Here is a 24,939-nt window from a genome sequence, read left to right as displayed (position 1 = left end):
AGGCGCGCGTGTCGGGGTCATGGGGTGCGTGTGTCGCGCCTACTTGAGCTCGACGAACAGCGCGTGCGAGTCCGTCTCCCCGATGTTCTCCCCGGCGTGCGTCTGCGCAGGCACCCAGCCGGCGTCGTGCGCGCGCTTCTCGACCTCGACGGTGCGGCCGTCGACGGTGAGGCGCCGCCGGAACGTGGCCAGCGGGATGATCACCATGTCCGGGTGGTCGTGCACCGAGGTCCGGTCGCCCGGGTGGTCGCGGTACTCCAGCACCCGCACGCGCTCGTTCTCGAGCACGACCGAGTAGAGGCCGGGGTCCGTCTTCACGGGATCGGTGCACATGGCGACCTCCTTCATGGGACGTAAGTACCATGAAGGACAGTACGGTACCGTAAGACACGATGGCAATCCCTTACGAGCAGACCGGTCGCCGCAACCAGAAGGCGCGCACCCGCGAGGCGCTCGTGGCCGCGGCCCGGGAGCTCCTGGCCACCGGCGCCACCCCGACCGTCGAGGACGCCGCGGCCGCCGCGGCGGTCTCGCGCACCACGGCGTACCGCTACTTCCCCAACCAGCGCGCGCTGGTCGTCGCTGCTCATCCGGAGGTCGACCGCACCTCCCTGCTCCCAGACGATCCCCCGGACGACCCCGAGGAGCGGCTTGCACTCGTGGTCGCGGCCGCCGCCCGGATCGTCGTGGACTGGGAGGCGCAGCTGCGTGCGTCGCTGCGGTTGTCCCTCGAACCGGGGCAGGACCCCACCGGCCCGGTGCTGCGCCGCGGCCGGGTCATCGGGTGGATCGAGGACGCCCTCGCACCGCTGGCCCGCACTCACCCCCGGCTCGACCGCAGGAGCCTTGCCGTGGCGATCCGCGCCGCCACCGGTATCGAGTCGTTCGTCTGGATGGTCGACGTCGCCGGCCTCCCCCGGGAGAAGGCCGTGTCGACGATGCAGTGGACGGCGCGTGCGCTGCTCCGGTCCGCGATGTGCGACGGCGGACCCGTCCGCGCCGTGATGGAAGATCAATATGGATCTACATGCTGTAACGTGAAGCTGTAACGACGTTCCAGCAAGGAGTTCCAGTTGACTGCTCGTGCGCGCACCGCCCGGGCCGAACGCGCCCGCGCCACCCGGCACCGCGTGATCGAGGCCGCCGTGCCGCTGTTCGTGCGCGACGGCTACCTGGAGACGACGATGGCCGGCATCGCCCGTGCGGCCGGCGTGGCTGTGCAGACGCTCTACCTCTCCTTCGGTAGCAAGGCGGCGGTACTGGAGGCCGCGCTGGCGATCGGTGCCGACGATCAGCCGAACGAGTGGATCGCCGGGTTGCGCGCCGAGCCGTCGGGTGCCGCTGCGGTGCGCCGATACGTCACCGACACGGCGCCGCTCGTCGAGCGCCGGTACCCGCTCGACACCGTGCTGCGTGCCGCCGCCGCCGACCCCGAGCCCCGCGAGCTGCTCGACCGCACCCGCAAGGCCACCCTCGCGACGCACGCGCTGGCCGTCGACGAGCTCGCGGAGAAGCCAGGGTTCACCGAGCGCGTGTCGCTGCAGCGGGCCACCGAGATCATCGCGGCGCTGCTGTCCCCGGAGACCTACGGGCTGCTGGTCGTCGCGCAGGGGTGGACGACGCCGGACTGGGCCGAGTGGGTCAGCCGGCACCTGGCCGTGGATCTGTTCCCACCGGATCGGGCATAGCGGACGTCGACGCGGGGAACGAGCGGTCATGCCGCCCCGGACGAGCGACCCGTTCACCGTCGAGCCCTGGTGCGTCCGCCAACCCCGGCCACGCCTGGACTCGATGGCCGAGGTCGAAGCGGCGTTCGCGCTGTCCAACGGCTTCCTCGGCATCCGGCGCACGTTCGACGAGGGCGACCCGGTCGACATGCCGGGCACCTACCTCGCGGGGCTGCACGAGCTGCGGTCGGTCGTCTACACCGAGGCAGGCTGCGGGGAGCCGGAGGCCACCCAGACGCTGGTGCACACGATCGACGGCACGCACGTGCGCGTGGCGGTCGACGGCCAGCCGCTCGACCTGCGCGCGGGGGAGGTGCCCCACCACGAGCGCGTGCTCGACATGCGGTCCGGCACGCTGCGGCGCAGCCTGCGGTGGTGCTCGCCCGCCGGGCGGGAGGTGGACGTCCGCTCCGAGCGGCTGGTCTCGTTCGTGCACCGCGGAGTTGCGGCGGTGCGCTACACGGTGCGGGCGGTGGACGAGCCGGTCACCATCGCCCTGACCTCCAGCCTGGTCGCCAACGGCCAGCAACCGCACCTGCCGAGCCGCCCCACCGCGGACGACCTGCTCGAGCACCCCTTCGCAGCGCAGGAGCACCACGTCGACGGCGGGCGGATCGCCCTGCTGCACCGGACGCGCCGCTCCGGGCTGTGCGTGGCCGCGGCGGCGGACCACCGGTTCGAGAGTCGCGCGGAGCCGGCGGTGCACCTGCGGGGACGCCTTCACCGACGAGCAGAAGGCGCGCAACGTGGCCTACTACGAGGGCATCACCGTGCGCGACTCGTCGCTGTCGGCGTCCTGCCAGGCGGTGCTGGCGGCCGAGGTCGGGCACCTGGACCTGGCCTACGACTACCTCGCCGAATCGGCACTGGCCGACCTGCGCGACGCCGAGCAGGACTCGGCCGACGGCCTGCACCTCGCAGCACTGGCCGGCTCCTGGATCGCGCTCGTGGCGGGCTTCGGCGGGATGCGGCAGGACGGGCCCGGGCTGCGGTTCCGGCCCGCGCTGCCGTCGCGGATCACGCGGCTGACGTTCCGGGTCCGCCACCGGGGCGCGCGCCTGCGGGTCGGCATCGGCGACGGTGAGGCGCGCTACGCCCTGGAGGATGGCGACGCGCTGACGATCCGGCACGAGGACGAGGACATCGCGCTGACCGGCCGCACCGCCGTGGTCCGCCCGCTCGCGCCGCGCCCGCAGCCCTCCGTGCCGGAGCAGCCCGAACACCGCGGGCCCCTCTGCCGCGACACGCCACCGGGATGCCGGTGCGGCACCCCGCACATCCGGTGAGCTCGTGCCGCCCGCGACCCCTGCCTCGTAGGGCGGGTTGGGGTGGGCGCGCCGTTCCCGGCTCGGGACCTCGTGCCCCGCCCCCGCCGGGGGGTCTGACGCGCAGTGGGCCCTGGCGTGCGACTCACACCGGTCAGGCCGCAACGGTCGTCGGTGATCTTGTCGGGCCGACGGGGCGTCAAGGCGTCCGGCGGAAATCGTCGGAGGGACGCGTCACACTGACGGGCGTGACCCTCGTGCGCACCGTGCTCGACGCCCCCGGCCCGATGGGCGCGCTCACCCTCGGCGTCACGGAGGCCGGGCTCGCGCTCGTGGCCTTCGGCCGGCATCCCGAGGCCGCGGAGCGTGCGGCCGCCCGGCTGGGTGAGCCGCTGGCCGACGGCGACGGCGGCGAGGCCGCGGTCCAGCTCGCCGAGTACCTCGCGGGCACGCGCCGGGTGTTCGAGGTGCCGCTGGACTGGTCGCTCACCGCAGGCTCGCAGCGCCGGGTGCTGGAGACGCTGTACGACACGGTGCCGTTCGGCGCCACCGCCACGTACGGCCAGTTGGCCGCGCGCAGCGGGCTGGGCCAGGCCCACACGGCCGCGCGCGGCGTCGGGTCGATCATGGGGTCCAACCCGTTGCCGGTCGTGGTGCCGTGCCACCGGGTCCTCGGCTCCGACACCCTCGGCGGCTTCGGCGGCGGCCGGGCCACCAAGGAATGGCTGCTCGCGCTGGAAGGCGTGCTCACCCCGGCACTCGACTTCGGGTCAGAGTGAGCATGAGGCGCCGCTCCGGCACACGAGGAGACCTGCGCGAGAGCGAGCGGGCTGAGAGGCCCGCGAGCCCGCCGAAGCGAAGCGGAGGCAAATGAACGGAGTCTTCGATCCCCGCACGTTCGGGGCCGGCGTGCCGCACGAGGCGCTGCGCCTGCTGCGCGACACGGCGCCGGTGAGCTGGCAGTCCGAGCCTGCCGTGGGCGTCTGGCCTGCGGGTCCGGGTTTCTGGGCGGTCACCCGCTACGACGACGTGCGGCACGTCCTGCGCACACCCGGCGATTTCTCCTCGGCGCTCGGGGCCACCCAGATCCGCGACCCGGACCCGGCCGACCTGCCGTTCCTGCGCAGGATGATCCTCAACATGGACCCGCCGGAGCAGGTCCGGCTGCGCCGGATCGTCACCGGCACGTTCACGCGGCGCCGGCTCGAGCGTTTCGCCGGCGTGGTGCGGGAGCGGGCCGCGGTGCTGCTCGGTGCAGCGGTCGCGCGGGGGCGCTGCGACCTGCCGCGCGAGGTCACCGACGACCTGCCGCTGCAGAACCTCGCCGACCTGCTCGGGGTGCCCGCGGGCGATCGCGCCCTGCTGCTGCGGTGGACGAACCGGGTGATCGGCTACCAGGACCCGGAGCACGCGCAGGTCGTCACCGACGCCGAGGGGCGGCCGGTCAACCCGCGCTCGCCCGCGCAGCTCGCCGACATGTTCGGCTACGCCGAGGAGCTCGCCGAGCGCAAGCGCGCGGAGCCCGCCGACGATCTGATGTCCGCGCTCGTGCAGGCCGAGGTGGACGGGCAGCGGCTCACCGACGCCGAGCTCAAGATGTTCTTCTTCCTGCTGGTCATCGCCGGCAACGACACCGTGCGCAGCGCGCTGCCCGGCGGTGTGCTCGCCCTCCTGGACAACCCGGACGCCTACCGGCGGCTGCGCGCCGATCCCGCGCTCCTGCCGTCGGCGATCGAGGAGCTGCTGCGGGTCCACCCGCCGGTGCTCACGTTCCGGCGCACCGCCACCCGGCACGTGGTGCTGCGTGGGCAACGCATCGCGCCGGGCGACAAGGTCGTCGTCTACCACGTCTCGGCCAACCACGACGAGCGCCACTTCCCCCACCCGTTCCGGCTCGACCTCACCCGCGACCCGAACGACCACGTGTCGTTCGGGCAGGGCCCGCACCTGTGCCTCGGAGCGGCGTTCGCCCGCCTCCAGATGCGCGAGTTCTTCACCGAGTTCCTGCGCCTGCCGCAGGCGGAGCCGGACGGTGAGCCGCGCCGGCTCGTGTCCAACTTCATCAACGGCATCACGTCCCTGCCGTTGCGCTGGTAGGGCCGCAACGGGCCCGGTCTGTGGGAAAGTGGTGGGAGAACATCGGGCACACTCACGACGGCGGGGAAGATGGCTACGAAAACGGTCGCCGGTGTCGACGGGCGGATGTGGTCCGTGCGCCGCAACATCGAGTGGTCGCTGCCGGCCACCGGCGACGACTTCGAGCACGACGTCGACGGCGGGCGTGGCGCCGCGGTACTGATCCTGTCCGCCCTCTTCGTGTTCTGGGTGATCGTGGTCGCCTGGAAGCCGGCGGGCGTGCACATCCCGTGGTTCCTCTGGCTCGTCGCCGTGGTGGTCGTGGGGTTCTTCCCGGTGCGCTGGTACCTGCGCAGGCCGTGGACCGTCGTCGCGGAGACCGCAGGCGGCTACGACCTGCCCGCCGAGCGGTGGACCGGCCTCGTCCGCGGCGGGTCGAAGGCCCAGGAGGAGATCCGGATCATCGTGCGCCGCATCCGCACCCAGGGCACCCCCGGCCACGCCGACAGTCCGCTCCAACCGGTCAACTGACGTCATGCCCGAGCTCCCCGAGGTCGAGGCGCTGGCCCACCACCTGCGCGAGCACGCCCTGTACCGGCCGGTCGCGCGCGTCGACGTGGCGAGCATGAGCGCGGTCAAGACCTTCGACCCGCCGATGTCGGCGCTGGTGGGTCGCGTGGTCACCGGCGCCGCCCGCTACGGCAAGTTCCTGTCCGTCGAGTTCGGCGACCGTCCCGACGAGCCGTTGCACCTGATCACCCACCTGTCACGGGCCGGCTGGCTGCGCTGGCACGACACGGCTGCTGCCACCCCTCCCAAGCCCGGGCGCGGGCCGCTCGAGCTGCGGGTGCACCTCGACGCCGTCGGCGGGCCCGGCTTCGACCTCACCGAGGCCGGCACCCAGAAGCGGTTGTCGGTGTACCTGGTCGCCGACCCGCAGCAGGTCCCCGGGATCGCGCGCCTCGGTCCGGACGCGCTGGCGCTCACCCGCGACGAGTTCGCCGCGCTGCTCGCCGGGCGCACCGAGCGGATCAAGACACTGATCACCGAGCAGCCGGTGATCTCCGGCATCGGCAACGCCTACAGCGACGAGATCCTGCACACCGCGCGGCTCTCCCCCTACGCCACCGCGGGCCGGTTGACGGCTGAACAGGTCGACGCGCTGTACGGGGCGACGCGCTCGGTCCTCACCGATGCGGTCGAGCGCTCGGTCGGACAGGGCGCCGCGCAGCTCAAGGGGGAGAAGCGCTCCGGGCTGCGCGTGCACGCCCGCACCGGGCTGCCCTGCCCGGTCTGCGGCGACATCGTGCGGGAGGTGTCCTTCGCCAGCAAGTCGTTCCAGTACTGTCCCGGCTGCCAGACCGGCGGCAAACCCCTCGCCGACCGGCGGCTGTCGCGGCTGGTGAGGTAGGTAGGTGGAACGTGACTGAGCTGCTCGGCAGCTCCACGGCGCTGCTCATCGCCGGTGCCGTCATCATCATGATGATCGTGCTCGTCGTGGTGCTGATCCTGCGCAACCGGCGCAACACCTTCGCCACGCCGCTGGAACGTGCCACGTTCGCCACGCTGCACACGGTTGCGCTGGCGGCGCCCTCGCTGCGGGAGGGTCTCTCGCCCAGCTCGGCCTCGTTCGCGTTGCCCTACCTGCGGCAGCTGCTCGACACGTGCGCGCTGGCCATGACCGACAACCGGGGCGGCACGCTGGCCTGGGACGGCGACGCCGACCAGCACGAGCCCGACGTCCGCTCGCTGGCCGAGACGGTGATCTCCACGGGGCGCCAGCAGGTGCTCTCGCACACCGCGCTGTCGTGCGAACACCCCAACTGCGAGGTCCGCGGCATCGTGGTGGTGCCGCTGGAGACCGACGGCGCGATCGTCGGCACCCTCGCCGCGCTCACCACGTCCACCGCAGGTCCGGTGCTGCTGCGCGCCACGGCGGAGGTCGCGCGCTACGTCTCCAGCCAGCTGGAGCTCGCCGAGCTCGACGAGTCGCGGGCCCGGCTCAACCGCGCCGAGGTGCGAGCCCTGCGCGCGCAGATCTCGCCGCACTTCGTCTACAACGCGCTCACCACGATCGCCTCGTTCATCCGAACCGATCCGGTGCGCGCCCGCGAGCTCCTGATCGAGTTCGCCGACTTCACCCGCTACTCCTTCCGCACCGCGGGCGAGTACACGACGTTGCAGGACGAGCTCACCAACATCGAGCGCTACGTGCGGCTGGAGAAGGCCCGCTTCGGCAACCGGCTCAACATCAAGCTGCAGATCGCCCCCGAGGTGCTCTCGGTCGTGCTGCCGTTCCTGGCGCTGCAGCCGCTGGTCGAGAACGCCGTCCGGCACGGGCTGGCCAGCAAGCCCGCCGGCGGCACGATCACGATCACCGCCGAGAACGCGGGCGCCGAGTGCGTGATCATCGTGGAGGACGACGGGATCGGCATGGACCCCTCGCGCCTCACCGACGACCTGGACGACGCCCACCAGTCCGGCGCGCACGTCGGCCTCGGCAACGTCGACGACCGGATGCGCTCCACCTTCGGCGACGACTTCGGCCTGGTCGTGGACACCGCTCCCGGGGCCGGCATGAAGATCACCCTGCGCGTCCCGAAGTTCCGCGCGGGCATCCGCGTCTGACGGTCCGCGGCGCCCCCGCGCCACTGATCGTCCGAGCAGTACGCCGGCGTCGTGCGCGCGACCCTGGTGCACGGCTCGCACCGATCATGGCCGCGACTTGCGGGGGTGGGGAGATCGCGGCGAGAAGTACCGCAGCGTTGCGCGGGCCGCCCTGGTGTGCGGGTCGAAATGATCATGCGACCGCGGCGCTGAGTGGGCCGCGTCGGGCCGGATTGCGATGTGTCTGCCCGGGCCCGCGACTGTCTGTGCCGGGTCGGCGTCCCGCGTGCGCGGAGCCACCGCCCGCCTGCGCTCGGGGTGCGACTGCCGTGCCCCAGAGCGCGACACGTGTGCACCGAGACCCCGACTCGCGGGGGAAGTTTGATCTTGCGGTGGCGGCCTGGCCGCGTAACGTAGGGCCATGGACGTGATCCGGCTGCCCGACCGGCTCGCCTCGCGCCTGCCTGGACGCCTCGGTGAGCGCAGCGAGCGGCCCGTCGTCTCGATGGTCCGGTTGCACGGTGTGATCACGGCGACGACCGGGCCGGTACCCCGATCGGTGATCAACGCCGTTGCGGTCGAGAAGGCGCTCGAGCGCGCGTTCGCGCCGGAGCGGCTCGCCGCCGTCGCGCTGCTGATCAACTCGCCCGGCGGCTCGCCCACGCAGTCGGCGCTGGTGGCCGACCGCATCCGCGGGCTCGCCGCCGAGAAGGGCGTGCCGGTGCTCGCGTTCTGCGAGGACGTGGCCGCCTCAGGCGGCTACTGGCTCGCCTGCGCCGCCGACGAGATCTTCGCGCACCCCACGTCGCTGGTGGGGTCGATCGGTGTGATCAGCCAGGGTTTCGGGCTGGACGGGCTGATCGAGCGGTTCGGCGTGCAGCGCAGGCTCTACACGGCCGGCACGTCCAAGGCGCGGCTCGACCCGTTCCTGCCCGAGAAGCAGGAGGACGTCGACTGGCTGCGTGACCTGCAGGACCAGCTGCACGAGATGTTCCAGAGCTGGGTTGTGTCCCGTCGCGGTGATCGGCTCCGTGAGGGGGCCGAGCTGTTCACCGGCGAGGTGTGGACGGGTGCGCGGGCCGTCGAGCTCGGGCTCGTCGACGCGCTCGGCACGGCGCGACCCGTGCTCACCGAGCGCTTCCCGGACGCCGAGCTCGTTCCGGTGGAGGGGCGCAAGCCGCTCCTCGCCCGGCTCGGGTTGGCCCCCCCGGCCGCCGCGACCAGCGTGATCAGCACCGATGCGGTGCTGGGCGTTACCGAGGCGGCTGAAATACGAGCCCTGTGGGCGCGGTACGGTTTGTAGCGCGGTGTGACCGGACGAACCCGATTGGTGCTGGACTCTGGCACTCACACGGATTCGCCGTCACCATGGTCGACGGAGTTGGGGCAGGTGGTCCCGGCCCCGGCGCCAGCCCCGGACACGCAGGATGAGGAGATCGTGGACAGCAACGACAGCTCCGGTGGCCTGGTCGTCCTCGCAGTGGACGACGAGCTGCCGGCTCTCGAAGAACTGGCCTTCCTGCTCAGCGAGGACTCCCGCGTCGGAACGGTGCTCAAGGCGTCCGACGCCACTGACGCCCTGCGCATCCTCAACAGCCGGCAAGGTGTGCGCGAGGCCGCCACCGCCGGACCGGGGCCCCGCGGTGGCCTGTCCGACCCGGTCAGCGGCACCCGCATCGCCGACCGCACCCACGTCGAGATCGTGTTCCTCGACATCCGCATGCCCGGGCTGGACGGCCTGGAGCTGGCGAGGGTGTTCTCCTCGATGGCGGTGCCACCGTCGGTCGTGTTCGTCACGGCCCACGACGACCGCGCCGTCGACGCCTACGAGGTGGGCGCCGTCGACTACCTGCTCAAGCCCATCCGGTCCGAACGCCTGGCCGCCTCCATCGACCGCATCCTCGCCAACCGCGCCGCCACCGTCACGGAGCCGCAGCCGGAGCAGGGCAGCGAGGACGAGGTCATCCCCGTCGAGCTGGCGGGCACCACGAAGCTGGTTCCCCGCTCGGCCGTGCGCTACGTCGAGGCCCAGGGCGACTACGCACGCCTGCACACGCACGAGGGCAGCCACCTCGTGCGCATCCCGCTGTCGGTGCTCGAGGACCGTTGGCGCGACGCCGGGTTCGTGCGCATCCACCGTTCCTTCCTGGTGGCGCTGCCGCTGGTCACCGAACTGCGGCTGTCCGGTTCCGGGTACGTCGTCCGGGTCGGCACCGGAGCCGACTGCGCCGAGCTCCCCGTCAGCCGCCGCCACACGCGGGAGCTGAAGGACCGGCTGGTCCGTGCAACGAAGCAGGCGTGGAGCCAGCGGTGACCACGTTCGCCGACGGCGCTCCGCCGTCGGTGACACCCGAGCCGGAGGACGGCTCGGAACCCCGCGACGCCTCGTCGGAGACGCCGTCCGGCGGTCGCGCACGTCGCGAGGGCGCCGACGACGTGTCCGACACCGGGTCCTCCTGGCTGCGCGACGAGATCCAGCGCCGGATGGCCGAGGGACGTTCCTCCGGCAGCACCGGTCGGCACGCGCGGCACGGCACACCCGGCGCGCCCGGCGGCGCGGCCGGGTACGTGCCGCGGCACTCCGTCGCCACGCCCGGGCCGGGCGCTCCTCGACCGGGGCCCGTGGGCGGTCAGATGTCGGCGCAGGCGGGCGAGCTCCTGCGGCGCGAACGCACCGCGTCCGCCCCGGCGTGGTCCCGGCCCGGCGACGGCACCGCCCGACCGGATGTCGCCCGCCCACCGGACCCGCCCACCGGACCCGCGCCCCCGTCGGGCGGTCCGGCCGACCCGGACGACGCACGGACGCCGGGTTCCCCTGCGCCTGCAGACCCGCCAGGGGGGCCATCCGATACGGCGCCCGCCGTCGCGCCGGCTTCCGGCAGCCCGCCCTCGGCCGCACCGCCGCCGGACCCGACGACTCTGCCTCGACCGGCCCCGCCCCGGCCGGCCCCGCCCCGACCGGTCCCGCACGGCCAGACCGCCCCCACCGCTGCTGAGGACGCCCCGAGCGACGCGGTGACGAGCGACCCCGCGGATGAAGGCGCCTCGAGCGCCGATGTGCCGACGGGTCCGCAGCCGAGCGGTGCGCAGCCGAGCGTGACCACCCCGCTCCGCTCGACCTCGGATGCGCCGGAGCCGGCGGGTTCCGATCCGGACGCCGCGCATCCGAACGCGACGACCCCGATCCAGTCTTCCGCGATCGGGTCGACATCGGCAGAGACCGCACCGGGCGGTCCGACGCCTGCCGCGCCGCCATCGCCTGCCGTATCGCCGTCGCCGGGCGCGGAGGCGAACGCCACGGCACCGATGCCCTCGGCAGCGGGTGCACCGGCCGACGGCGAGCGGGCGGAGGAGCAGGCACCCGCATCCACCGGTCCGGAGTCCGGCCCGCAGGGAACCGGCGCCTCGACATCCGACGCCTCGGGCCCGGAGGCGGCCCCGGGGTCGCGGACGCTTCGCCCGGGCGTCGCCGCGGCTGCGGCGCTGCGTGGTGCGGCGCGCGGGCGCGCGCGGGCCGCGGGAGGGTCGGCACCGAACACCGCCCCGGTCGCACCTCTGGCGGACACGGACTCTGCGCAGGACACCGGCGCAGGCGAGCAGGACGTCGCCACCGAGGCGACACCGCACACCGCGGCCACCTCCCTCGACCCCGAGCTCACCGTCCGCACCCCGGTGGTCAAGCTGCCGACGAACCCGATCCGCGTGCCCGCGCAGCGGGGCAAGGACCAGCGGCGCGGCGTCCGGTTCCCGGGTCCGGCACCCACCGAGGGCGCGGCGGAGAACACGGCGGGCGACCCCTCGGAGGAGTCCGCCGAGGACGACGAGCAGGCGAGCAAGCGCGTGCGCGTCGTCCTCGCCGAGCGCAAGGGCGTGGCCCGCCCCGTGCGCACGGTCGTCGACATCCAGGAGGGCACGGGCGTCGGGGAGCTGCTGCGCACGAACCTGATCGGGTCCCAGCTCGCCGTGGCCCTGCGGTTCGCCATCGGTGCGGGGCTCTCGCTCGGGCTCCTGCCGCTGCTGTTCGCGATGCTCCCGGAGATCGGGCGGATGGAGGTCCTCGGGCTCCGATTGCCCTGGCTGCTGCTCGGGGTGCTCGTCTACCCGTTCCTGTTCCTGCTCGGGCTGTGGCACACCCGCACCGCCGAGAGGGTCGAGCAGAACTTCGCCGACCACGTGCAGGACTGAGCGAGCGCGGTGACGGTCCCGGGGCTCGTCGCGCTCATCGCGATCGCGGTCGTCGGCCTCGTGTCCGCGCTGATCGGCTCCTACGGGGTGCGGATGGCGCGCAGCACCTCGGACTTCCTCGTGGCCTCCCGCACGGTCGGGCCGGTGGCGAACGCGAGCGCGATCTCGGGGGAGTACCTGTCGGCCGCGTCGTTCCTGGGCATCGCGGGCCTGATCCTGCGGGAGGGCGCCGACGGGCTCTGGTACCCGATCGCGTTCGTCGCGGGTTACCTCGCGCTGCTGCTGTTCGTGGCCGCACCGCTGCGTAGGTCGGGTGCCTACACGGTGCCCGACTTCGCCGAGGTCCGACTGGGCTCTCCGGTGCTGCGGCGGCTCTGCACGGTGTTCGTGCTGGTGATCGGCTGGCTGTACCTGCTGCCGCAACTGCAGGGGGCCGGGCTCGCGCTCACGATCCTGACCGGGCTGCCCGCCTGGAGCGGGATCGCGGGCGCGGGTGTGATCGTGCTGCTCACGGTCATCGGCGGGGGCATGCGCTCGATCACCTTCGTGCAGGCGTTCCAGTTCTGGCTCAAGTTCACGGCGATGGCGGTGCCGGCCGTCGTGGTGCTGGGCCTGTTCCTCGGCGCGGCGGGCACGTTCGACCGCCCGTCGCCTCCGCAGTTCCGCGAGAGCACGACGGTGCAGGTGCGCACCGACGTGGTGCTCGACGTGGCGGAGCCGGTGCGCCTGCGGGCCGAGGGCGAGGTCGACGGGCAGCGGGTTCGCGGTGATCTCCTCTGGGAGCCCGGCCGCTACGAGGTCACCGAGGACACCACGCTGGCCTTCGCCGCCGGCGCGCCGGTGCCCACGGTCGCCGGTGCCCCACCCACGGACCGGGAGTGGCTCGCGCCGCTGACCGGTGAACGTGACCACCAGCTCCTGGAGATCTACTCGATCCTGGTGGCCGGCTTCCTCGGCACCATGGGGATGCCGCACGTGCTGGTCCGCTTCTACACCAACCCCGACGGGCGGGCGGCGCGGCGCACCACGGTGCACGTCCTCGGGATGATCGGCCTGTTCTACCTGCTGGTCACGGCGGTCGGGGCGATGTCGCGGTTCTACACCCCGCAGCTGTTGGTCACGGGCGAGACCGACGCGGCGGTGCTGCTCGTGCCCACCTCGGCGCTCGGGCAGAACTGGGCGGGCTGGCTGCTCGGCGGGCTGGTGGCGGCCGGCGTCGCCGCAGCTTTCCTGGCGACGTCCTCGGGGCTCGTGGTGAGCCTCGCGGGGGTGCTGTTCACCGATGTGCTGCGTGGCCGGTGGACCGACTTCCGGCTGGCGGCGGCGCTGTCCACCGTGGTGCCCCTCGGCCTCGCGCTCGCCGTCACCCGGCTGGACTTCGCGCTCACCGTGCCGCTGGTCTTCGCGGTCGCGGCCTCGACGTTCTGCCCGTTGCTCGTGCTCGGGATCTGGTGGCGCGGCTTGACGGCGACGGGCGCGGTCGCCGGTCTCGTGGTCGGCGGCGGGCTCTCCGGCGTCGCCGTCGGGCTGTCGCTGTTCGCGGTGCTGCCGCCCGGCTGGCTCGGTGTCCTGCTGTACCGGCCGGCGGCGGTCACCGTGCCCGCGGCGTTCCTCACGATGATCCTGGTGAGCCGGCTGACCAGGGCGGCGATCCCGTACGACGTCGACCGCGCGCTGCTGATCCTGCACGCCCCCGAGCGGCTGGGCCTGTCCCGGGACCGCCTCGACCGGCCTGGCCAGGCGTGACGCGCGTTGACATAGTGGTGCCGTGACGACCGTCGGCCTCATCGCGCTCGTGGCCATGGTCCTCGTCGCGCTCGCCTCCGCCGTGATCGGCTCGCTCGGCGTGCGGATGGCGCGCAGCACGTCCGACTTCTTCGTGGCCTCGCGCACCGTCGGCACGGTGGCCAACGCGGGGGCGATCTCCGGGGAGTACCTGTCGGCGGCGTCCTTCCTGGGCATCGCGGGGCTCATCCTGCGGGAGGGTGTCGACGCGCTCTGGTACCCGGTCGGCTACACGGCGGGCTACCTCGCGCTGGTGCTGTTCGTGGCGGCCCCGCTGCGGCGCTCCGGCGCGTACACGGTGCCGGACTTCGCGGAGTTCCGGTTGCGGTCGGGTGCGCTGCGCCGGGTGTGCGCGGTCTTCGTGGTTCTCATCGGCTGGCTGTACGTGCTGCCCCAGCTGCAGGGTGCGGGGCTCACGGTCACCACGGTCACCGGGTTGCCGTCCTGGACGGGCGCCACGGTCGCCGCGTTCGTCGTCGTGGCCACGGTGGTGCTGGGCGGGATGCGCTCGATCACGTTCGTGCAGGCGTTCCAGTACTGGCTCAAGCTCACCGCGCTGCTGCTGCCCGCGATCATCGCGCTGGCCTTCTTCTTCGGGGACCAGCGCAGCTTCGGCGAGGATGCCCCGCCGCAGTTCCCGAAGGACACGACCGTGGACATCCGTACGGATGTCGTGCTGCAGGTCGAGGTCCCGGTCGCGTTCACCGCCACCGGCGTGGTCGACGGCGTGACGGTGCACGACGACCCGTTGCGCTGGGAGACCGGCAGGCACACGGTGGCGGCCGAGGCGCAGCTGGTGTTCCCCGCCGGCGCCGCCGTACCGGTGGTGGCGGGCGCGCCGGTGGAGAACTCCACCTGGATCAGCCCGTTCCCCCAGGGGCGGGAGCACGGCCTGCTCGCCACGTACTCGCTGATCCTCGCGCTGTTCCTGGGCACGATGGGCCTGCCGCACGTGCTCGTCCGCTTCTACACGAACCCCGACGGCCGCACGGCTCGCCGTTCCGCGGTGTTCGTGCTCGCGCTCCTCGGCGGGTTCTACCTCGCGGTCACGCTGCTGGGCGCGCTGTCGCGGCTCTACACCCCCCAGCTGCTGGTGAGCGGCGAGACGGACGCGGCCGTGCTGCTGCTGCCGTCCGCCATCCTGGGCAGCGGGTGGGCCGGTGCGCTGCTGGGGGGCCTGGTGGCCGCGGGGGCGTGGGCCGCGTTCCTCTCCACGTCGTCGGGCCTCGTGGTGAGTGTCGCGGGCGTGCTCTCCACCGACATCTTCGGCAGCAGCCGGGTGCGCGACTTCCGGCTGTCCGCGGTGATCGCCGGTGCGGTGCCGCTCGCGCTCGCACTGGCCGTCACGCGCCTGGACTTCTCGGAGGCCGTCGCACTGGTGTTCGCGCTGGCGGCATCCACGTTCTGCCCGCTGCTCGTCCTGGGCATCTGGTGGCGCGGGCTCACCGCCATCGGCGGGATCGCGGGCGTGATGGTGGGTGGTCTGACCTCGGCCGGCGCGGTGGCGGTGAGCCTCTCGGGCTACGGCGGTGACGGTTGGCTGGGTGTGCTCCTCTACCGGCCCGCGCTCGCCACCGTGCCCGCCGCGTTCCTCACGATGATCGTCGTGAGCCGCCTGACCGCCCGGCAGCGGCCCCTCGACGCCGACCAGGTGCTGCTGCGGTTGCACGCTCCCGAACGCCTCGGCCTGAGTCGCGACCGTTTGGACGACCGGCAGCAGCGTCCGGTGCTCTGACCACCTGCCCTTCACGGGGAGCCACGATGCGGTGAACCGAACGTCACACTCCTGGGGCCCGCCGGCAGCCGGGACCGTTCGTCCACCGCTGGTCCGCCGCTCGTCGTGCGCTGTTTCCGTCGATCGTGGCTTCGTCGCCACACGTGTGCGACGCGCGCCATCACCCACTTGGAGTATTCCGGGATCGCAGTGTGACTGAACTATCGTTCGCGGCGTTGTGCCCCCGAAAGGCGCGGCGATGACGCGGTGCGCGGGCGGAAGCGAACGGAGAGGACCCGGTGAGTTCCACAGGAAATCGATCGACAGGCACCGTGTACGAGCAGATGCAGGCCACCCCGGAGTTCGCCGACCTGCGGAGGAGGCTGCGTCGTTTCGTCTTCCCGATGAGCGCGGCATTCCTGGTCTGGTACCTCGTGTACGTGTTGCTCGCGTCCTACGCGCCGAGCTTCATGTCGATCAAGGTCTTCGGCAACATCAACGTCGGCCTGATCATCGGTCTCCTCCAGTTCGTGTCGACGTTCGTGATCACCACCGTGTACGTGCGGTACGCGAACCGGCACCTGGATCCGGCCGCCGAGCAGATCCGTGAGCAGATCGAGGGTGCAGCATGAGCGTTCTCGCCCAGGCCCAGGAGGGATCGGCCGGCGTCGGCAGCCCGCTGCTGAACATCAGCATCTTCGCCGCGTTCGTCGTGGTGACGCTGGTGGTCGTGTTCCGGGCGAGCCGGAACAACAAGACCGCGTCCGACTACTACGCGGCGGGCCGGTCGTTCACCGGCCCGCAGAACGGCGTGGCGATCGCGGGTGACTACCTGTCGGCGGCGTCGTTCCTCGGGATCGCGGGTGCGATCGCCGTGAACGGCTACGACGGGTTCCTCTACTCGATCGGCTTCCTGGTGGCGTGGCTGGTGGCCCTGCTGCTGGTTGCCGAGCTGCTGCGCAACACCGGCAAGTTCACGATGGGGGACGTGCTGAGCTTCCGGATGCGGCAGCGTCCGGTGCGTGCGGCGTCGGCGGCGTCCACGCTGGTGGTGTCGTTCTTCTACCTGCTCGCGCAGATGGCCGGTGCCGGGGCGCTGATCACCCTGCTGCTCGGCATCGACAACGAGAACGTGCTCGGCCAGGGCATCGTCATCGCCATCGTCGGCATCTTGATGATCACTTACGTGCTCGTCGGCGGGATGAAGGGCACCACCTGGGTGCAGATCATCAAGGCCACCCTGCTGATGATCGGCGCAGCGGTGATCACGATCTGGGTCCTGGGGATCTACGGGTTCAACCTCTCGGCGCTGCTCGGTTCGGCCGTCGAGGCGAACCCGTCGGTGACGAGCGCGTCGGGGACGACCAAGGAGCTCGGCGACAACCTGCTGAACCCGGGCCTCGCCTACGGTGCGACGGCCCTCTCGAAGATCGACTTCCTGTCGCTGGGACTCGCGCTGGTGCTGGGCACGGCCGGCCTGCCGCACATCCTGATGCGCTTCTACACGGTGCCGACCGCCAAGGAGGCGCGGCGTTCGGTGGTGTGGGCGATCTGGCTGATCGGCCTGTTCTACCTCTTCTCCCTGGTGCTGGGTTACGGCGCGGCCGCGCTGGTGCCCGGCGGTGCACAGCGGATCACCGAGGCACCCGGTGGCACGAACTCGGCAGCTCCGCTGCTGGCGTTCGAGCTCGGCGGTGTGGTCCTGCTCGGGATCATCTCGGCGATCGCGTTCGCCACGATCCTCGCGGTGGTGGCGGGTCTCACGATCGCCGCGTCCGCCTCGTTCGCGCACGATCTGTACGCGAACGTCATCAAGAAGGGGCAGACCGAGCCGGACGCCGAGGTCCGGGTGGCCCGCATCACCGCGGTCGTGGTGGGCATCCTGGCCATCGCGGCCGGGGTGCTGGCCCGCAACCAGAACATCGCGTTCCTGGTGGCGCTGGCGTTCGCGGTGGCGGCGTCGGCGAACCTGCCGACGATCCTGTACTCGCTGTTCTGGAAGCGGTTCAACACGACCGGCGCGCTGTGGAGCATCTACGGCGGTCTGGCGTCCTGCGTGCTGCTGATCGTCTTCTCGCCGGCGGTGTCCGGCTCGGCCAGCTCCATGATCCCGGGCGCCGACTTCGACATCTTCCCGCTGCGCAACCCGGGTCTGGTGTCGATCCCGCTGTCGTTCGTGCTCGGTGTCGTGGGCACCTACGTCGGTGGCAGGCACCCGGTGGAGGAGGGCAAGTACGCCGAGATGGAGGTCCGCTCCCTCACGGGTGCGGGCTCGGAGAAGGCCACTTCGCACTGACGCACACCCGCTGATCGCCAACAGGGCCGTCCTCCCGCCGGGAGGACGGCCCTGTCGCGTCGGGCCCCCCTCTGCTCACCGGATCGTGACGTCCCTGCGTGCGAGGATGGGGACATGACCGGTCCGGCCGCCCCGGCGGTGTCGGTGGCACAGGTGCCCGCCGACGCCGCGCTCCTCGATGTCCGCGAGTCCGACGAGTGGGCCGCAGGCCACGCTCCCACCGCCACGCACCTGCCCATGTCCGAGCTCACCGGGCGGATCGACGAGCTGCCCGACGAGGACCCGCTCTACGTCGTCTGCCGCTCCGGTGGCCGGTCGGCCCGAGTGGTCGCCTACCTGGCGGGCCAGGGCTACCCGGCCGTCAACGTCGAGGGCGGCATGCTGGCGTGGGCGGGCCAGGGCCGGGAGGTCGTGGCCGACGGCGGCGCCGAGCCGCAGATCGTCTAGCGCCGATGCAGCCGTCGGCGCCCGACGCGGGGGAGGTCCGGATGGGGCCGCCCTGCCCGCGCTGCGGTCGTCGCGCGCCTGCCGGAGGCGGGCCGTTCTGCCCGTTCTGCGGCCGCTACCTCGCCGCCCTGCGGTGGATTGCCGAGCCGCCGGAGGGTTTCGGCCCACCTCCGCCGTCCCCTCCGCCGCGTCGGTACACGGGCCCGCCCCGCTACCGGGTGCTGCCCCGCTGGGGGTTCCCGCTCGGCGGCTGGGCACCTGCCGAGCAGGAGCGGACGGGTTCCGATCCGCTGCGGGCCACGCGGTCCCTGGTCGGCACGCTGGTGCCGATGCTGTGGGCCACGGCAGCGGTCGCGTTGCTCGCCGCGGCCGCCGAGGTGTGGCGCTACGCGCTGCTGCTGGCCAGCCGCGAGTCGGCGCTGTCGGCCGGCGCAGTCGCGGCTTCCGACGCGCTCGTCGCGTCCGCGGGCACCGTGGCGCCGATCCTCACCCTCGTCGTCGGCGGGCTCACGGTGCTGTGGAGCGTGCGCGCTTCCCAGGCCGCGGCGGCCGCGCTGGGTGTGCGGCCGGCCCGGTCCACGCGCGCGATCGTGCTCGGCTGGCTGCTGCCCGGCGTCAACCTCTCGGTGCCGGGCTCGGTGCTGGCGGAGATCGAGCACAGCGCCCTCGGCCTGCCTGCGGCCCGCCGTCCGCGGCCGTCGCGGCTGCTGCTGGCCTGGTGGGCGCTGTGGGCGGTGGGCGTGGTGCTCGCCGCGGTGGTGCTGCTGTGGTCCTTCCGGGACGGCGTGCAGGCCCGCGCCGACGGTGTCGTCCTGCACGCGGTGCTCGATCTGGTCGCCGCCGCCACGGCCGTGGTCACGGCCCGGCTCGTGCTGCGGCTCACGCGGCTGCTCGCGCCGGGCGGCCCGCAGCGCCGCGAGCTGCTGGTGCGGATCAACCAGAAGCCAACCGCAGCTCCCGCAGCCCGCGCATGACGAAGTTCGGGTGCCGCGGCGGCTCGGCGGCCAGGCGCATGTCCGGCAGGGTGGCGCGCAGCGCGTCGAGGGTGGCGGCCACCTCCACCCGGGCGAGCGGGGCCCCGAGGCAGTAGTGCACGCCGGCGCCGAACCCGAGGTGTGCGTTCGGTCGCCTGGCCACGTCGAACTCGTCCGGACGGGTGAACACCGCCGGGTCCCGGGCAGCCGCCCCCAGCAGCGCGGCGATCTTCGTGCCGGCCGGCACGGGGTGCCCGGCCACCGTGGTGTCGGCCACGGCGGTGCGCTCGAACAGCTGCAGCGGGGGGTCGTAGCGGATCAGCTCCTCCACGGCCGTCGCATCGAGGGCGGGGTCGTCGCGCAGTCGCCGCCACTGCTCCGGGTGGCGCAGCAGGGCCAGCACGCCGTTGCCGATCACGTTCACGGTGGCCTCGTGGCCCGCCATGAGCAGCAGCGCGGCGGTGCCGACCAACTCGTCGTCGCTGATTCTCGGACCCCCGAGCGGTCCATCGGTGTCCGGGCCGGCGTCCAGCAGGTCCGAGAGCAGGTCGTCGCCGGGACGGCGGCGGCGGTGCGCCGCGAGGCCCCGCAGCGCCTCGACGAACTCGGCGGAGGCGCGCTCGGCCGCCGCCCGCCGCACCGGCCCGGGGTCGGGCTCGTACATCCTGACGATCGTGTTGGACCAGCCGCGCAGCGCCGAGCGCTCCGGCTCCGGCACACCGAGCAGCTCGGCGATCACCTCCACCGGGAGGACGGCGGCGACACCGGCGATGAGGTCGGCGCTGCCGTCGGTGCCGATCCGCTCGGCGAGCGTGGTGACGAGTCCCCCGGCCAGCGCGCGCACCCGGGGCTCCAGACGGGCCGTGTGACCGCGGTTGAAGGCGCCCGCGACGAGGCGGCGCAACCGGTCGTGCGGCGGGCCCTCGCGCTCGAGCAGTGAGTTGCGGTGCAGCAGGTTGAACGCCGGGAACTCGGCGAGCGGTTCCGCGTCCACCCAGATGCGCCCGAGGTCGCGACCGCGCAGCACTTCCGAGCACGCGGCGTGCGAGACCGCCACGGGGACGCCCAGCACGGGGTGGTCGTGCACGGGACCGAGCGCCCGCAGCGCGGCGAAGGTGGGGTAGGGGTCGGTGAGGAAGTCCGCGTCGCGGGGGTCGAACGGGATCAGCGTGCCCTCCGGAGGTGGTGGTGGGGGTCTCATCCTCCCCCGGCGCACCCGCTAACGTCTGCCGAACCATGGCCAAGAAGACACGTGACAAGGCGGCGGTGCCCGCGGGTGAGAACCCCCGCCGCCCATGCCCCTGCGGCTCGGGCAAGCGGTACAAGGCCTGCCACGGTGCGGGCGACGACGTCATCGTCCCCCGGCCGTTCGAGGGCCTCGCCGCCGAGTGCGACCTGGTGGCGATGCGCGAGTTCCTGCCGTCGGCCACCGCGCCGTTGCCGCTGCGCGAGGCGGGCGACGTGCCCGTCACGCTCGCCACGGTCCTTCCCGGAGCTGCCGCCGCGGTGGTGCGTCCGGACGGCGCGATCCTGCTGGGCATGCAGGTGCAGACCCGTTCCGGTGACCTGTCCGCCGACCTGGCCAAGGCCCTGAGCTGGGCGCGGGACGCCGAGCCGGGCAGCGCGCTGTCCGTCGTCGGGCCGGGCATCGGCGGTGAGCTGGTGCGGATCCAGGACGTCCTGGACCCGTCGGCCATGCTGGACGTCACCCTGCACCCCGACTTCGGCTGGTGGATCCCGCCGGCCGAGGACGGCAGCGAGCCGGCCCCCGACGTCGCCGCGTCCCTGGAACGCGCCAACGCCGTGATCATGCCGACCGAGCCCGTCGCGGCCGAGGGCGTCCGCGCCGCCTACTGGGTGGACACCGGCACGAAGGCACACCTGCGCTGGGTGCGCCCGGAGCCGGAGGAGGAGCTGATCGCGGCATTGGCGCGGTTGCAGGCCCGCGGCGAGCTGGCGCTGGCCGACGGCGCGCGCTACGCGGGTTCGTTCCGCGCACACGGCCTGCTCGTGCCCGTCTGGGACCTCGACCGCGAGTTGCACGCGAAGGAGTGGACGGAGCCGGTGGCCGCGTTCGCCGCGCGTCTGGACGCCGCCCTCGCCGACGACGCCCCGCTCACCGACGCCGAGCGCCGCGCCCGCGATGCCCTCGCGGGCAAGCAGGTCACGCTTCGCTAGCCACGACCAGCGCGCCCACCGCAACCCGCCCTACGAGGCAGAGCCCCCACGGGAGGGAGCGGACCGGCGACCGGCGACCGGCGTCAGGGGAGCCAGCCCACCCGCCCGGACAGGGCCGCGTACCCGACGAACGCGACGATGTCGATCAGAGCGTGGGCGCCGACGAGCATCCACAGGCGGTTCGTGCGTTGCCACACGCGGCCGAAGACCAGGCCCATCACGATGTTGCCGACGAACCCGCCGAGGCCCTGGTAGAGGTGGTAGCCGCCGCGCAGCAGGGCCTGGGCGAGCAGCGAGCGGTTCTCCGACCAGCCGAGCTGGCGCAGCCGTGTGATGAGGTAGGCGACCATCACCACCTCCTCGGCCCAGCTGTTCGCGAACGCGGACGCCAGCAGGACGGGCAGCCGCCACCAGGTGTCGTCGAGCGTGGTCGGCGCGATGGTCACGCTCACGCCGACCGCCCTCGCCACGAGGTAGAGCCCCAGCCCGGGTACGCCGATCAGGGCGGCGAGCCCGGCCGAGCCGAGCGCGTCGCGCCCGGGCCGGCGGCGGTCGAGCCCGACGTCGCGCATGGCGAAGCCCGCGCGCAGCAGCAGGTAGGCGCCCAGCGCGCCCCAGCCGATGAGCTGCAGCACGCGCGTGAGCTGCAGCGCGAGGTCGACGAGCCCGGCCTGCGCGGCCGGCGCGTTCAGCGCCACCTGCTGCTCGTTGAGCGGCACCGGCTGCAGCACGGCGTCGAGCAGGGCGAGCGCGCTGCGCACCGCCGAGAGCCCGAGCGTGACCGTGAGGACGACCAGGACCTCGGTGCCGACGAGCCGGCGGGCGGCGGGGTCGGTGAGGGGCGCGACACCGGGTGGCGGGGGAGCGAACCAGCTACGGGCGGCCTTCGAGCGGGGCACGGTCGCGGACGCTACTAGCCGGGTAGTCTTGCCTGCGTGCGGCAGCTGATCCTCTCTCCACGATGGATCGTGTGGCACCTGCTCACCCTCGGCGCCATGGCCACCTGCGGATGGCTCGCCGCGTGGCAGTGGCAGCGTGCCGGTTCGGCGATGGGGAGCGCGCTGAACGTGGGGTACGGGCTTCAATGGCCCGTCTTCGCGGTGTTCTTCGGTGTCATGTGGTGGCGGATGCTGCGCATGGAAGCGGCCGAGCTGGACGCAGCCCCGGGCGAGGCTCCTGCAGGGGAGGCGCCCGCAGGCGAGGCGCCTGCAGATCAGGTTCCTGTCGGCGGAGCGGGTGCCGACGTCTCCGCACCCGCTCCTGCCCACGTCGCCGCGCCGGTCCCGGCGCCCCGCACCGCGGAGCCGCTCGCAACCGCAGCCGCGTCGTCACCGTTCGGCCCGCGCCCCCGCGGCGTCGCGGCGCCTCCGGCCGACGACGACCCGGAGCTCGCCGCCTACAACCAGATGCTGGCGCAGCTGGCCGCGCGCCACACCGACGACTGAGAGACGACCGTGTCGATCGATACCGCCCTGCTCGCCTACCGGATCTCCGCCTGGGTCACCGGCGTCGGGCTCCTGGTGCTGGTGGTGGTGGCGATGCCGCTGAAGTACGTCTTCGGTCAGCCCGAGCTGGTATCGATCGTGGGCGTCGCCCACGGCTTCCTCTACATGATCTACATCGTGTGCACGCTGCTGCTGGCCGAGCGCTGCCGGTGGAAGCCGCTCGACGCCGTGCTGATCCTCATCGCCGGCACCGTGCCGGTGGCCTCGTTCGTGGCCGAGCGCCGCGTCACCCATCGCGTGCGCGCGGGCCGCACCCCCGTCAGCTAGGCGCGCCCTCCCGGCGGGGTGGGGCCCGCGCCTGCGCCGCGTCGCATCGGGCAGCCCATCAGCTGCTGCATCTGCTCCCGCAGCTCGGCCACCGTGGTGGCCTGTTCGAGCCAGGCGATCCGCACGTCGTGGTCGCGACCCGGTGCCTCCACGCGCAGGCGCAAGCCGTAACGGTCGACGCCGAGCGGACGCACCCGCGCTCCGCGCAGGTCGCGCAGTGCGGGGGGCAGGTGGCGCACCAGTACGTCGAGGACGTCCGGGTGCGATTCCTCGAGGTGGGCGAGCCAGTGCCCCTCGTAGCAGCAGAAGGGGTCGGGCCAGGCTGCGGCGAGGTCGACGGGGGAGAGCGCCGCGCAGCCCTCGGCGTCGGACAGCACGGCGGAGCCCGGGTCGAGGCGGACGAGCGTGGCGCCGTGGCCCAGGTTCAGCAGGTCGGGGTGCGGGCGCACGTCGGCGACCTGCAGGGCGATGCGCCGGGCGATCTCCGGCCCCGGGATCCGCATCCGGCCGGTGATCCACAACAGCCCGCGCACCGGTTCGCGCAGATCGACCGGGGCGTGGTCGGTGACCTCGAGCATGGCCGAGAACTCCCCGCCGGGGGCAGCGCGGATCGCGTCGAGCACGGGCTCGGCGTCGTCGAGGAGCAGCACGGCCGAACCGTCGGCACGGACGTGGTGCACGAGCGGTGTGGCCTGCGGAGCACCGGTGCCGACCAGGCAGGCGGTGCCACCCCGGGCGGCCAGGCTGCGAGCACGCTCCGCTGCGGTGGGGGCGGGCGGTCGTCGTGGCCGCGTGGATCCCAACGGGCACCTCCGTGACTTAGGTGAGCCTAAGCTATAGGGGTGGCGGAGCGGTGTCCAGGCCCTGAACGCACGGCCGCTGTCACGCCGCGCGAGCCCACCCGTTAGCGTCTGTGACCGTGACGACGGCGGCCGGCGCGGATCCCTGGGGCATCCCTCCGCTTTTCGCGCAGTTGGTCGATGACACGAGCCTGCTGCAGCCGAAGCCCGAGGCCCTCGGGGTCGATGCGGTCGTGGCGCGGTACCTCAGCGCCCGTGACGGACGCTACGGCGGCCTCGTCGGGCAGCTCGTCTGTCCCGTCTCGCGGCTCCCCGCGCTCGTGCAGGAGCTCGCGCGGTCGGTGCCCTCGCGGCCGGTCGAGGTGTCGTTGGTCGTCGACACGGGGCTCGGCGCGGTGCCGAAGGCGCTGTCCACCGTGTTCTCGCGGTCGAGCCTGCTCACCCCGCGCACCGTCGAGACCGCGGCTCCGCCCGACGTCGACGGCATCTGGCTGGAGCGCGTGTCGGAGTTCGTGCCCGAGGACGTCATGGCCGTCGTCGAGCCGCGCCGACCCGCCTCCGTGAACCAGGACACCACCGCGGAGTGGCTCGACGCCGTGCGCCGCGTCGCCGACCACGGCTGCGCCCCCAAGCTGCGTTGCGGTGGTCCGCGGGCCTCCGACGTGCCCTCGGTGGCCGAGGTCGAGGAGTTCGTGCGCGTGGTCGTCGACGCCGGCCGCGTGTTCACCACCCTGGGCCTGCGTCAGGCCGTCCGCGTCGACGACGACGCGCGGCCCGTGCAGCACGGCATCCTCAACCTGATCGTCGCCGTCGCCCGGGCGCTCGCCGGCGGCGACGTCCGCTCGGCCCTCGAGAGCACCGACGGGCCAGCCCTCGCCCACGAGATCGGTGAGCTGTCCGAGCGCGCCGTGAAGGGCATCCGTGGCCTGCTCTCCCGCTGCGGCGCCGACCCGGAGCCCGTCCTGGCCACCCGGCTCGCCGACCTCGGCCTGCTCAACTGACTGCCGACCCCTGAGTCGCGCTGCCCTCCCCGCGAGTCGCAGCCCATCCCCGCGAGTCGCGCTGTCCACCCCGCGAGTCGCAGCCCATCCCCGCGAGTCGCGCTGTAGGACC

25 protein-coding genes and 1 pseudogene are annotated in these 24,939 nt (G+C 73.2%); 22 read left to right on the top strand and 4 right to left on the bottom strand.

Annotated features, from left to right (window positions below; translation table 11 throughout):
* Nucleotides 1–39: 39 nt before the first annotated feature.
* Nucleotides 40–333, bottom strand: a complete 294-nt coding sequence (locus CFP66_RS11490) for a cytoplasmic protein (RefSeq protein ID WP_094922875.1) — start codon at nucleotides 331–333, stop codon at nucleotides 40–42.
* Nucleotides 334–392: 59 nt separating this feature from the next.
* Between CFP66_RS11490 and CFP66_RS11485 the strand changes: the two genes are divergently transcribed.
* From CFP66_RS11485 to CFP66_RS11405, 18 genes and pseudogenes are all read left to right on the top strand, one after another.
* Complete coding sequence (locus CFP66_RS11485) at nucleotides 393–1,049, top strand: TetR/AcrR family transcriptional regulator (RefSeq protein WP_094922874.1); 657 nt, start codon at nucleotides 393–395, stop codon at nucleotides 1,047–1,049.
* A 24-nt stretch (nucleotides 1,050–1,073) separates the two neighbouring features.
* Nucleotides 1,074–1,688 (top strand): TetR/AcrR family transcriptional regulator, encoded by a 615-nt coding sequence (locus CFP66_RS11480; RefSeq protein ID WP_094922872.1) that lies wholly within the window; start codon nucleotides 1,074–1,076, stop codon nucleotides 1,686–1,688.
* Between the two features lie 28 nt (nucleotides 1,689–1,716).
* A pseudogene (locus tag CFP66_RS50270) lies at nucleotides 1,717–2,370 on the top strand (family 65 glycosyl hydrolase); the annotation flags it as partial.
* A 103-nt stretch (nucleotides 2,371–2,473) separates the two neighbouring features.
* Nucleotides 2,474–3,013: a glycoside hydrolase family 65 protein gene (locus CFP66_RS50265; protein WP_198961379.1), complete on the top strand. Its 540-nt coding sequence runs from the start codon at nucleotides 2,474–2,476 to the stop codon at nucleotides 3,011–3,013.
* A gap of 227 nt (nucleotides 3,014–3,240) precedes the next feature.
* A complete protein-coding gene (locus CFP66_RS11470; RefSeq protein WP_233159330.1) occupies nucleotides 3,241–3,771 on the top strand; it encodes a methylated-DNA--[protein]-cysteine S-methyltransferase in 531 nt (176 codons plus the stop codon).
* A 91-nt stretch (nucleotides 3,772–3,862) separates the two neighbouring features.
* Nucleotides 3,863–5,089 (top strand): cytochrome P450, encoded by a 1,227-nt coding sequence (locus CFP66_RS11465; RefSeq protein ID WP_094922871.1) that lies wholly within the window; start codon nucleotides 3,863–3,865, stop codon nucleotides 5,087–5,089.
* Nucleotides 5,090–5,158: 69 nt separating this feature from the next.
* A complete protein-coding gene (locus tag CFP66_RS11460) occupies nucleotides 5,159–5,599 on the top strand; it encodes a hypothetical protein (RefSeq protein WP_094922869.1) in 441 nt (146 codons plus the stop codon).
* Between the two features lie 4 nt (nucleotides 5,600–5,603).
* Nucleotides 5,604–6,479, top strand: a complete 876-nt coding sequence (locus CFP66_RS11455; RefSeq protein WP_094922868.1) for an Fpg/Nei family DNA glycosylase — start codon at nucleotides 5,604–5,606, stop codon at nucleotides 6,477–6,479.
* Between the two features lie 11 nt (nucleotides 6,480–6,490).
* Entirely contained in the window at nucleotides 6,491–7,696 is a 1,206-nt protein-coding gene (locus tag CFP66_RS11450) for a sensor histidine kinase (RefSeq protein ID WP_233159329.1), read from the top strand.
* A 409-nt stretch (nucleotides 7,697–8,105) separates the two neighbouring features.
* Nucleotides 8,106–8,978: a S49 family peptidase gene (locus CFP66_RS11445; RefSeq protein ID WP_198961400.1), complete on the top strand. Its 873-nt coding sequence runs from the start codon at nucleotides 8,106–8,108 to the stop codon at nucleotides 8,976–8,978.
* 135 nt (nucleotides 8,979–9,113) lie between these two features.
* On the top strand, nucleotides 9,114–9,989 hold the full coding sequence (locus CFP66_RS11440; RefSeq protein WP_094923124.1) for a LytTR family DNA-binding domain-containing protein: 876 nt from the start codon (nucleotides 9,114–9,116) through the stop codon (nucleotides 9,987–9,989).
* 992 nt (nucleotides 9,990–10,981) lie between these two features.
* Nucleotides 10,982–11,860 carry a hypothetical protein gene (locus CFP66_RS47155; protein WP_143517223.1) on the top strand — a complete coding sequence of 293 codons (879 nt, stop codon included), beginning with the start codon at nucleotides 10,982–10,984 and terminating at the stop codon, nucleotides 11,858–11,860.
* Nucleotides 11,861–11,869: 9 nt separating this feature from the next.
* Nucleotides 11,870–13,606 carry a cation acetate symporter gene (locus tag CFP66_RS11430; RefSeq protein ID WP_233159328.1) on the top strand — a complete coding sequence of 579 codons (1,737 nt, stop codon included), beginning with the start codon at nucleotides 11,870–11,872 and terminating at the stop codon, nucleotides 13,604–13,606.
* A 22-nt stretch (nucleotides 13,607–13,628) separates the two neighbouring features.
* Complete coding sequence (locus CFP66_RS11425; protein WP_198961378.1) at nucleotides 13,629–15,380, top strand: cation acetate symporter; 1,752 nt, start codon at nucleotides 13,629–13,631, stop codon at nucleotides 15,378–15,380.
* Between the two features lie 323 nt (nucleotides 15,381–15,703).
* The gene (locus tag CFP66_RS11420) at nucleotides 15,704–15,991 is read left to right on the top strand and encodes a DUF485 domain-containing protein (protein ID WP_094923120.1); all 288 of its coding nucleotides are present in this window, start codon (nucleotides 15,704–15,706) and stop codon (nucleotides 15,989–15,991) included.
* Nucleotides 15,988–17,655, top strand: a complete 1,668-nt coding sequence (locus CFP66_RS11415) for a cation acetate symporter (RefSeq protein ID WP_094922863.1) — start codon at nucleotides 15,988–15,990, stop codon at nucleotides 17,653–17,655. Before CFP66_RS11420 ends, CFP66_RS11415 begins: the two co-directional genes overlap by 4 nt.
* 114 nt (nucleotides 17,656–17,769) lie before the next feature.
* Complete coding sequence (locus CFP66_RS11410; RefSeq protein ID WP_094922862.1) at nucleotides 17,770–18,102, top strand: rhodanese-like domain-containing protein; 333 nt, start codon at nucleotides 17,770–17,772, stop codon at nucleotides 18,100–18,102.
* 5 nt (nucleotides 18,103–18,107) lie between these two features.
* Nucleotides 18,108–19,076 (top strand): DUF4328 domain-containing protein, encoded by a 969-nt coding sequence (locus CFP66_RS11405; RefSeq protein ID WP_094922860.1) that lies wholly within the window; start codon nucleotides 18,108–18,110, stop codon nucleotides 19,074–19,076.
* On the opposite strand, the gene CFP66_RS11400 is transcribed toward CFP66_RS11405, so the two are convergent.
* The gene (locus tag CFP66_RS11400) at nucleotides 19,036–20,277 is read right to left on the bottom strand and encodes a cytochrome P450 (protein WP_094922859.1); all 1,242 of its coding nucleotides are present in this window, start codon (nucleotides 20,275–20,277) and stop codon (nucleotides 19,036–19,038) included. The genes CFP66_RS11405 and CFP66_RS11400 overlap by 41 nt on opposite strands.
* Nucleotides 20,278–20,312: 35 nt before the next feature.
* On the opposite strand from CFP66_RS11400, the gene CFP66_RS11395 reads away from it, so the two are divergent.
* Nucleotides 20,313–21,254 (top strand): DUF5926 family protein, encoded by a 942-nt coding sequence (locus CFP66_RS11395; RefSeq protein ID WP_094922857.1) that lies wholly within the window; start codon nucleotides 20,313–20,315, stop codon nucleotides 21,252–21,254.
* An 83-nt stretch (nucleotides 21,255–21,337) separates the two neighbouring features.
* Here CFP66_RS11395 and CFP66_RS11390 read toward each other — a convergent pair whose 3' ends face one another.
* Nucleotides 21,338–22,153 (bottom strand): CPBP family intramembrane glutamic endopeptidase, encoded by an 816-nt coding sequence (locus CFP66_RS11390; protein WP_094922856.1) that lies wholly within the window; start codon nucleotides 22,151–22,153, stop codon nucleotides 21,338–21,340.
* A 36-nt stretch (nucleotides 22,154–22,189) separates the two neighbouring features.
* On the opposite strand from CFP66_RS11390, the gene CFP66_RS11385 reads away from it, so the two are divergent.
* Nucleotides 22,190–22,699: a hypothetical protein gene (locus CFP66_RS11385; RefSeq protein ID WP_094922854.1), complete on the top strand. Its 510-nt coding sequence runs from the start codon at nucleotides 22,190–22,192 to the stop codon at nucleotides 22,697–22,699.
* Nucleotides 22,700–22,708: 9 nt separating this feature from the next.
* The gene (locus tag CFP66_RS11380; RefSeq protein ID WP_094922853.1) at nucleotides 22,709–23,026 is read left to right on the top strand and encodes a DUF3817 domain-containing protein; all 318 of its coding nucleotides are present in this window, start codon (nucleotides 22,709–22,711) and stop codon (nucleotides 23,024–23,026) included.
* Here CFP66_RS11380 and CFP66_RS11375 read toward each other — a convergent pair.
* Nucleotides 23,023–23,829, bottom strand: a complete 807-nt coding sequence (locus CFP66_RS11375; RefSeq protein WP_094922851.1) for a DUF2470 domain-containing protein — start codon at nucleotides 23,827–23,829, stop codon at nucleotides 23,023–23,025. The genes CFP66_RS11380 and CFP66_RS11375 overlap by 4 nt on opposite strands.
* Nucleotides 23,830–23,939: 110 nt before the next feature.
* Here CFP66_RS11375 and CFP66_RS11370 point away from each other — a divergent pair, with 110 nt between their 5' ends.
* Nucleotides 23,940–24,827 carry a hypothetical protein gene (locus CFP66_RS11370; protein WP_094922850.1) on the top strand — a complete coding sequence of 296 codons (888 nt, stop codon included), beginning with the start codon at nucleotides 23,940–23,942 and terminating at the stop codon, nucleotides 24,825–24,827.
* Nucleotides 24,828–24,939: the final 112 nt, after the last annotated feature.

The organism is Pseudonocardia sp. MH-G8 (genome assembly GCF_002262885.1).
In the GTDB taxonomy this organism is placed as follows: domain Bacteria; phylum Actinomycetota; class Actinomycetes; order Mycobacteriales; family Pseudonocardiaceae; genus Pseudonocardia.
This window is presented reverse-complemented; position numbering and strand designations above follow the sequence as displayed.

Excerpts from the sequence above, each read along its gene's own strand:
- CFP66_RS11410 (WP_094922862.1), top strand. The coding sequence starts at position 17,770 with ATGACCGGTCCGGCCGCCCCGGCGGTGTCGGTGGCACAGGTGCCCGCC.
- CFP66_RS11465 (WP_094922871.1), top strand. The coding sequence starts at position 3,863 with ATGAACGGAGTCTTCGATCCCCGCACGTTCGGGGCCGGCGTGCCGCAC.
- CFP66_RS11415 (WP_094922863.1), top strand. The coding sequence starts at position 15,988 with ATGAGCGTTCTCGCCCAGGCCCAGGAGGGATCGGCCGGCGTCGGCAGC.
- CFP66_RS11490 (WP_094922875.1), bottom strand. The coding sequence starts at position 333 with ATGTGCACCGATCCCGTGAAGACGGACCCCGGCCTCTACTCGGTCGTG.
- CFP66_RS11455 (WP_094922868.1), top strand. The coding sequence starts at position 5,604 with ATGCCCGAGCTCCCCGAGGTCGAGGCGCTGGCCCACCACCTGCGCGAG.
- CFP66_RS11400 (WP_094922859.1), bottom strand. The coding sequence starts at position 20,277 with ATGAGACCCCCACCACCACCTCCGGAGGGCACGCTGATCCCGTTCGAC.
- CFP66_RS11460 (WP_094922869.1), top strand. The coding sequence starts at position 5,159 with ATGGCTACGAAAACGGTCGCCGGTGTCGACGGGCGGATGTGGTCCGTG.
- CFP66_RS11395 (WP_094922857.1), top strand. The coding sequence starts at position 20,313 with ATGGCCAAGAAGACACGTGACAAGGCGGCGGTGCCCGCGGGTGAGAAC.
- CFP66_RS11485 (WP_094922874.1), top strand. The coding sequence starts at position 393 with ATGGCAATCCCTTACGAGCAGACCGGTCGCCGCAACCAGAAGGCGCGC.
- CFP66_RS11420 (WP_094923120.1), top strand. The coding sequence starts at position 15,704 with ATGCAGGCCACCCCGGAGTTCGCCGACCTGCGGAGGAGGCTGCGTCGT.
- CFP66_RS11405 (WP_094922860.1), top strand. The coding sequence starts at position 18,108 with ATGCAGCCGTCGGCGCCCGACGCGGGGGAGGTCCGGATGGGGCCGCCC.
- CFP66_RS47155 (WP_143517223.1), top strand. The coding sequence starts at position 10,982 with ATGCCCTCGGCAGCGGGTGCACCGGCCGACGGCGAGCGGGCGGAGGAG.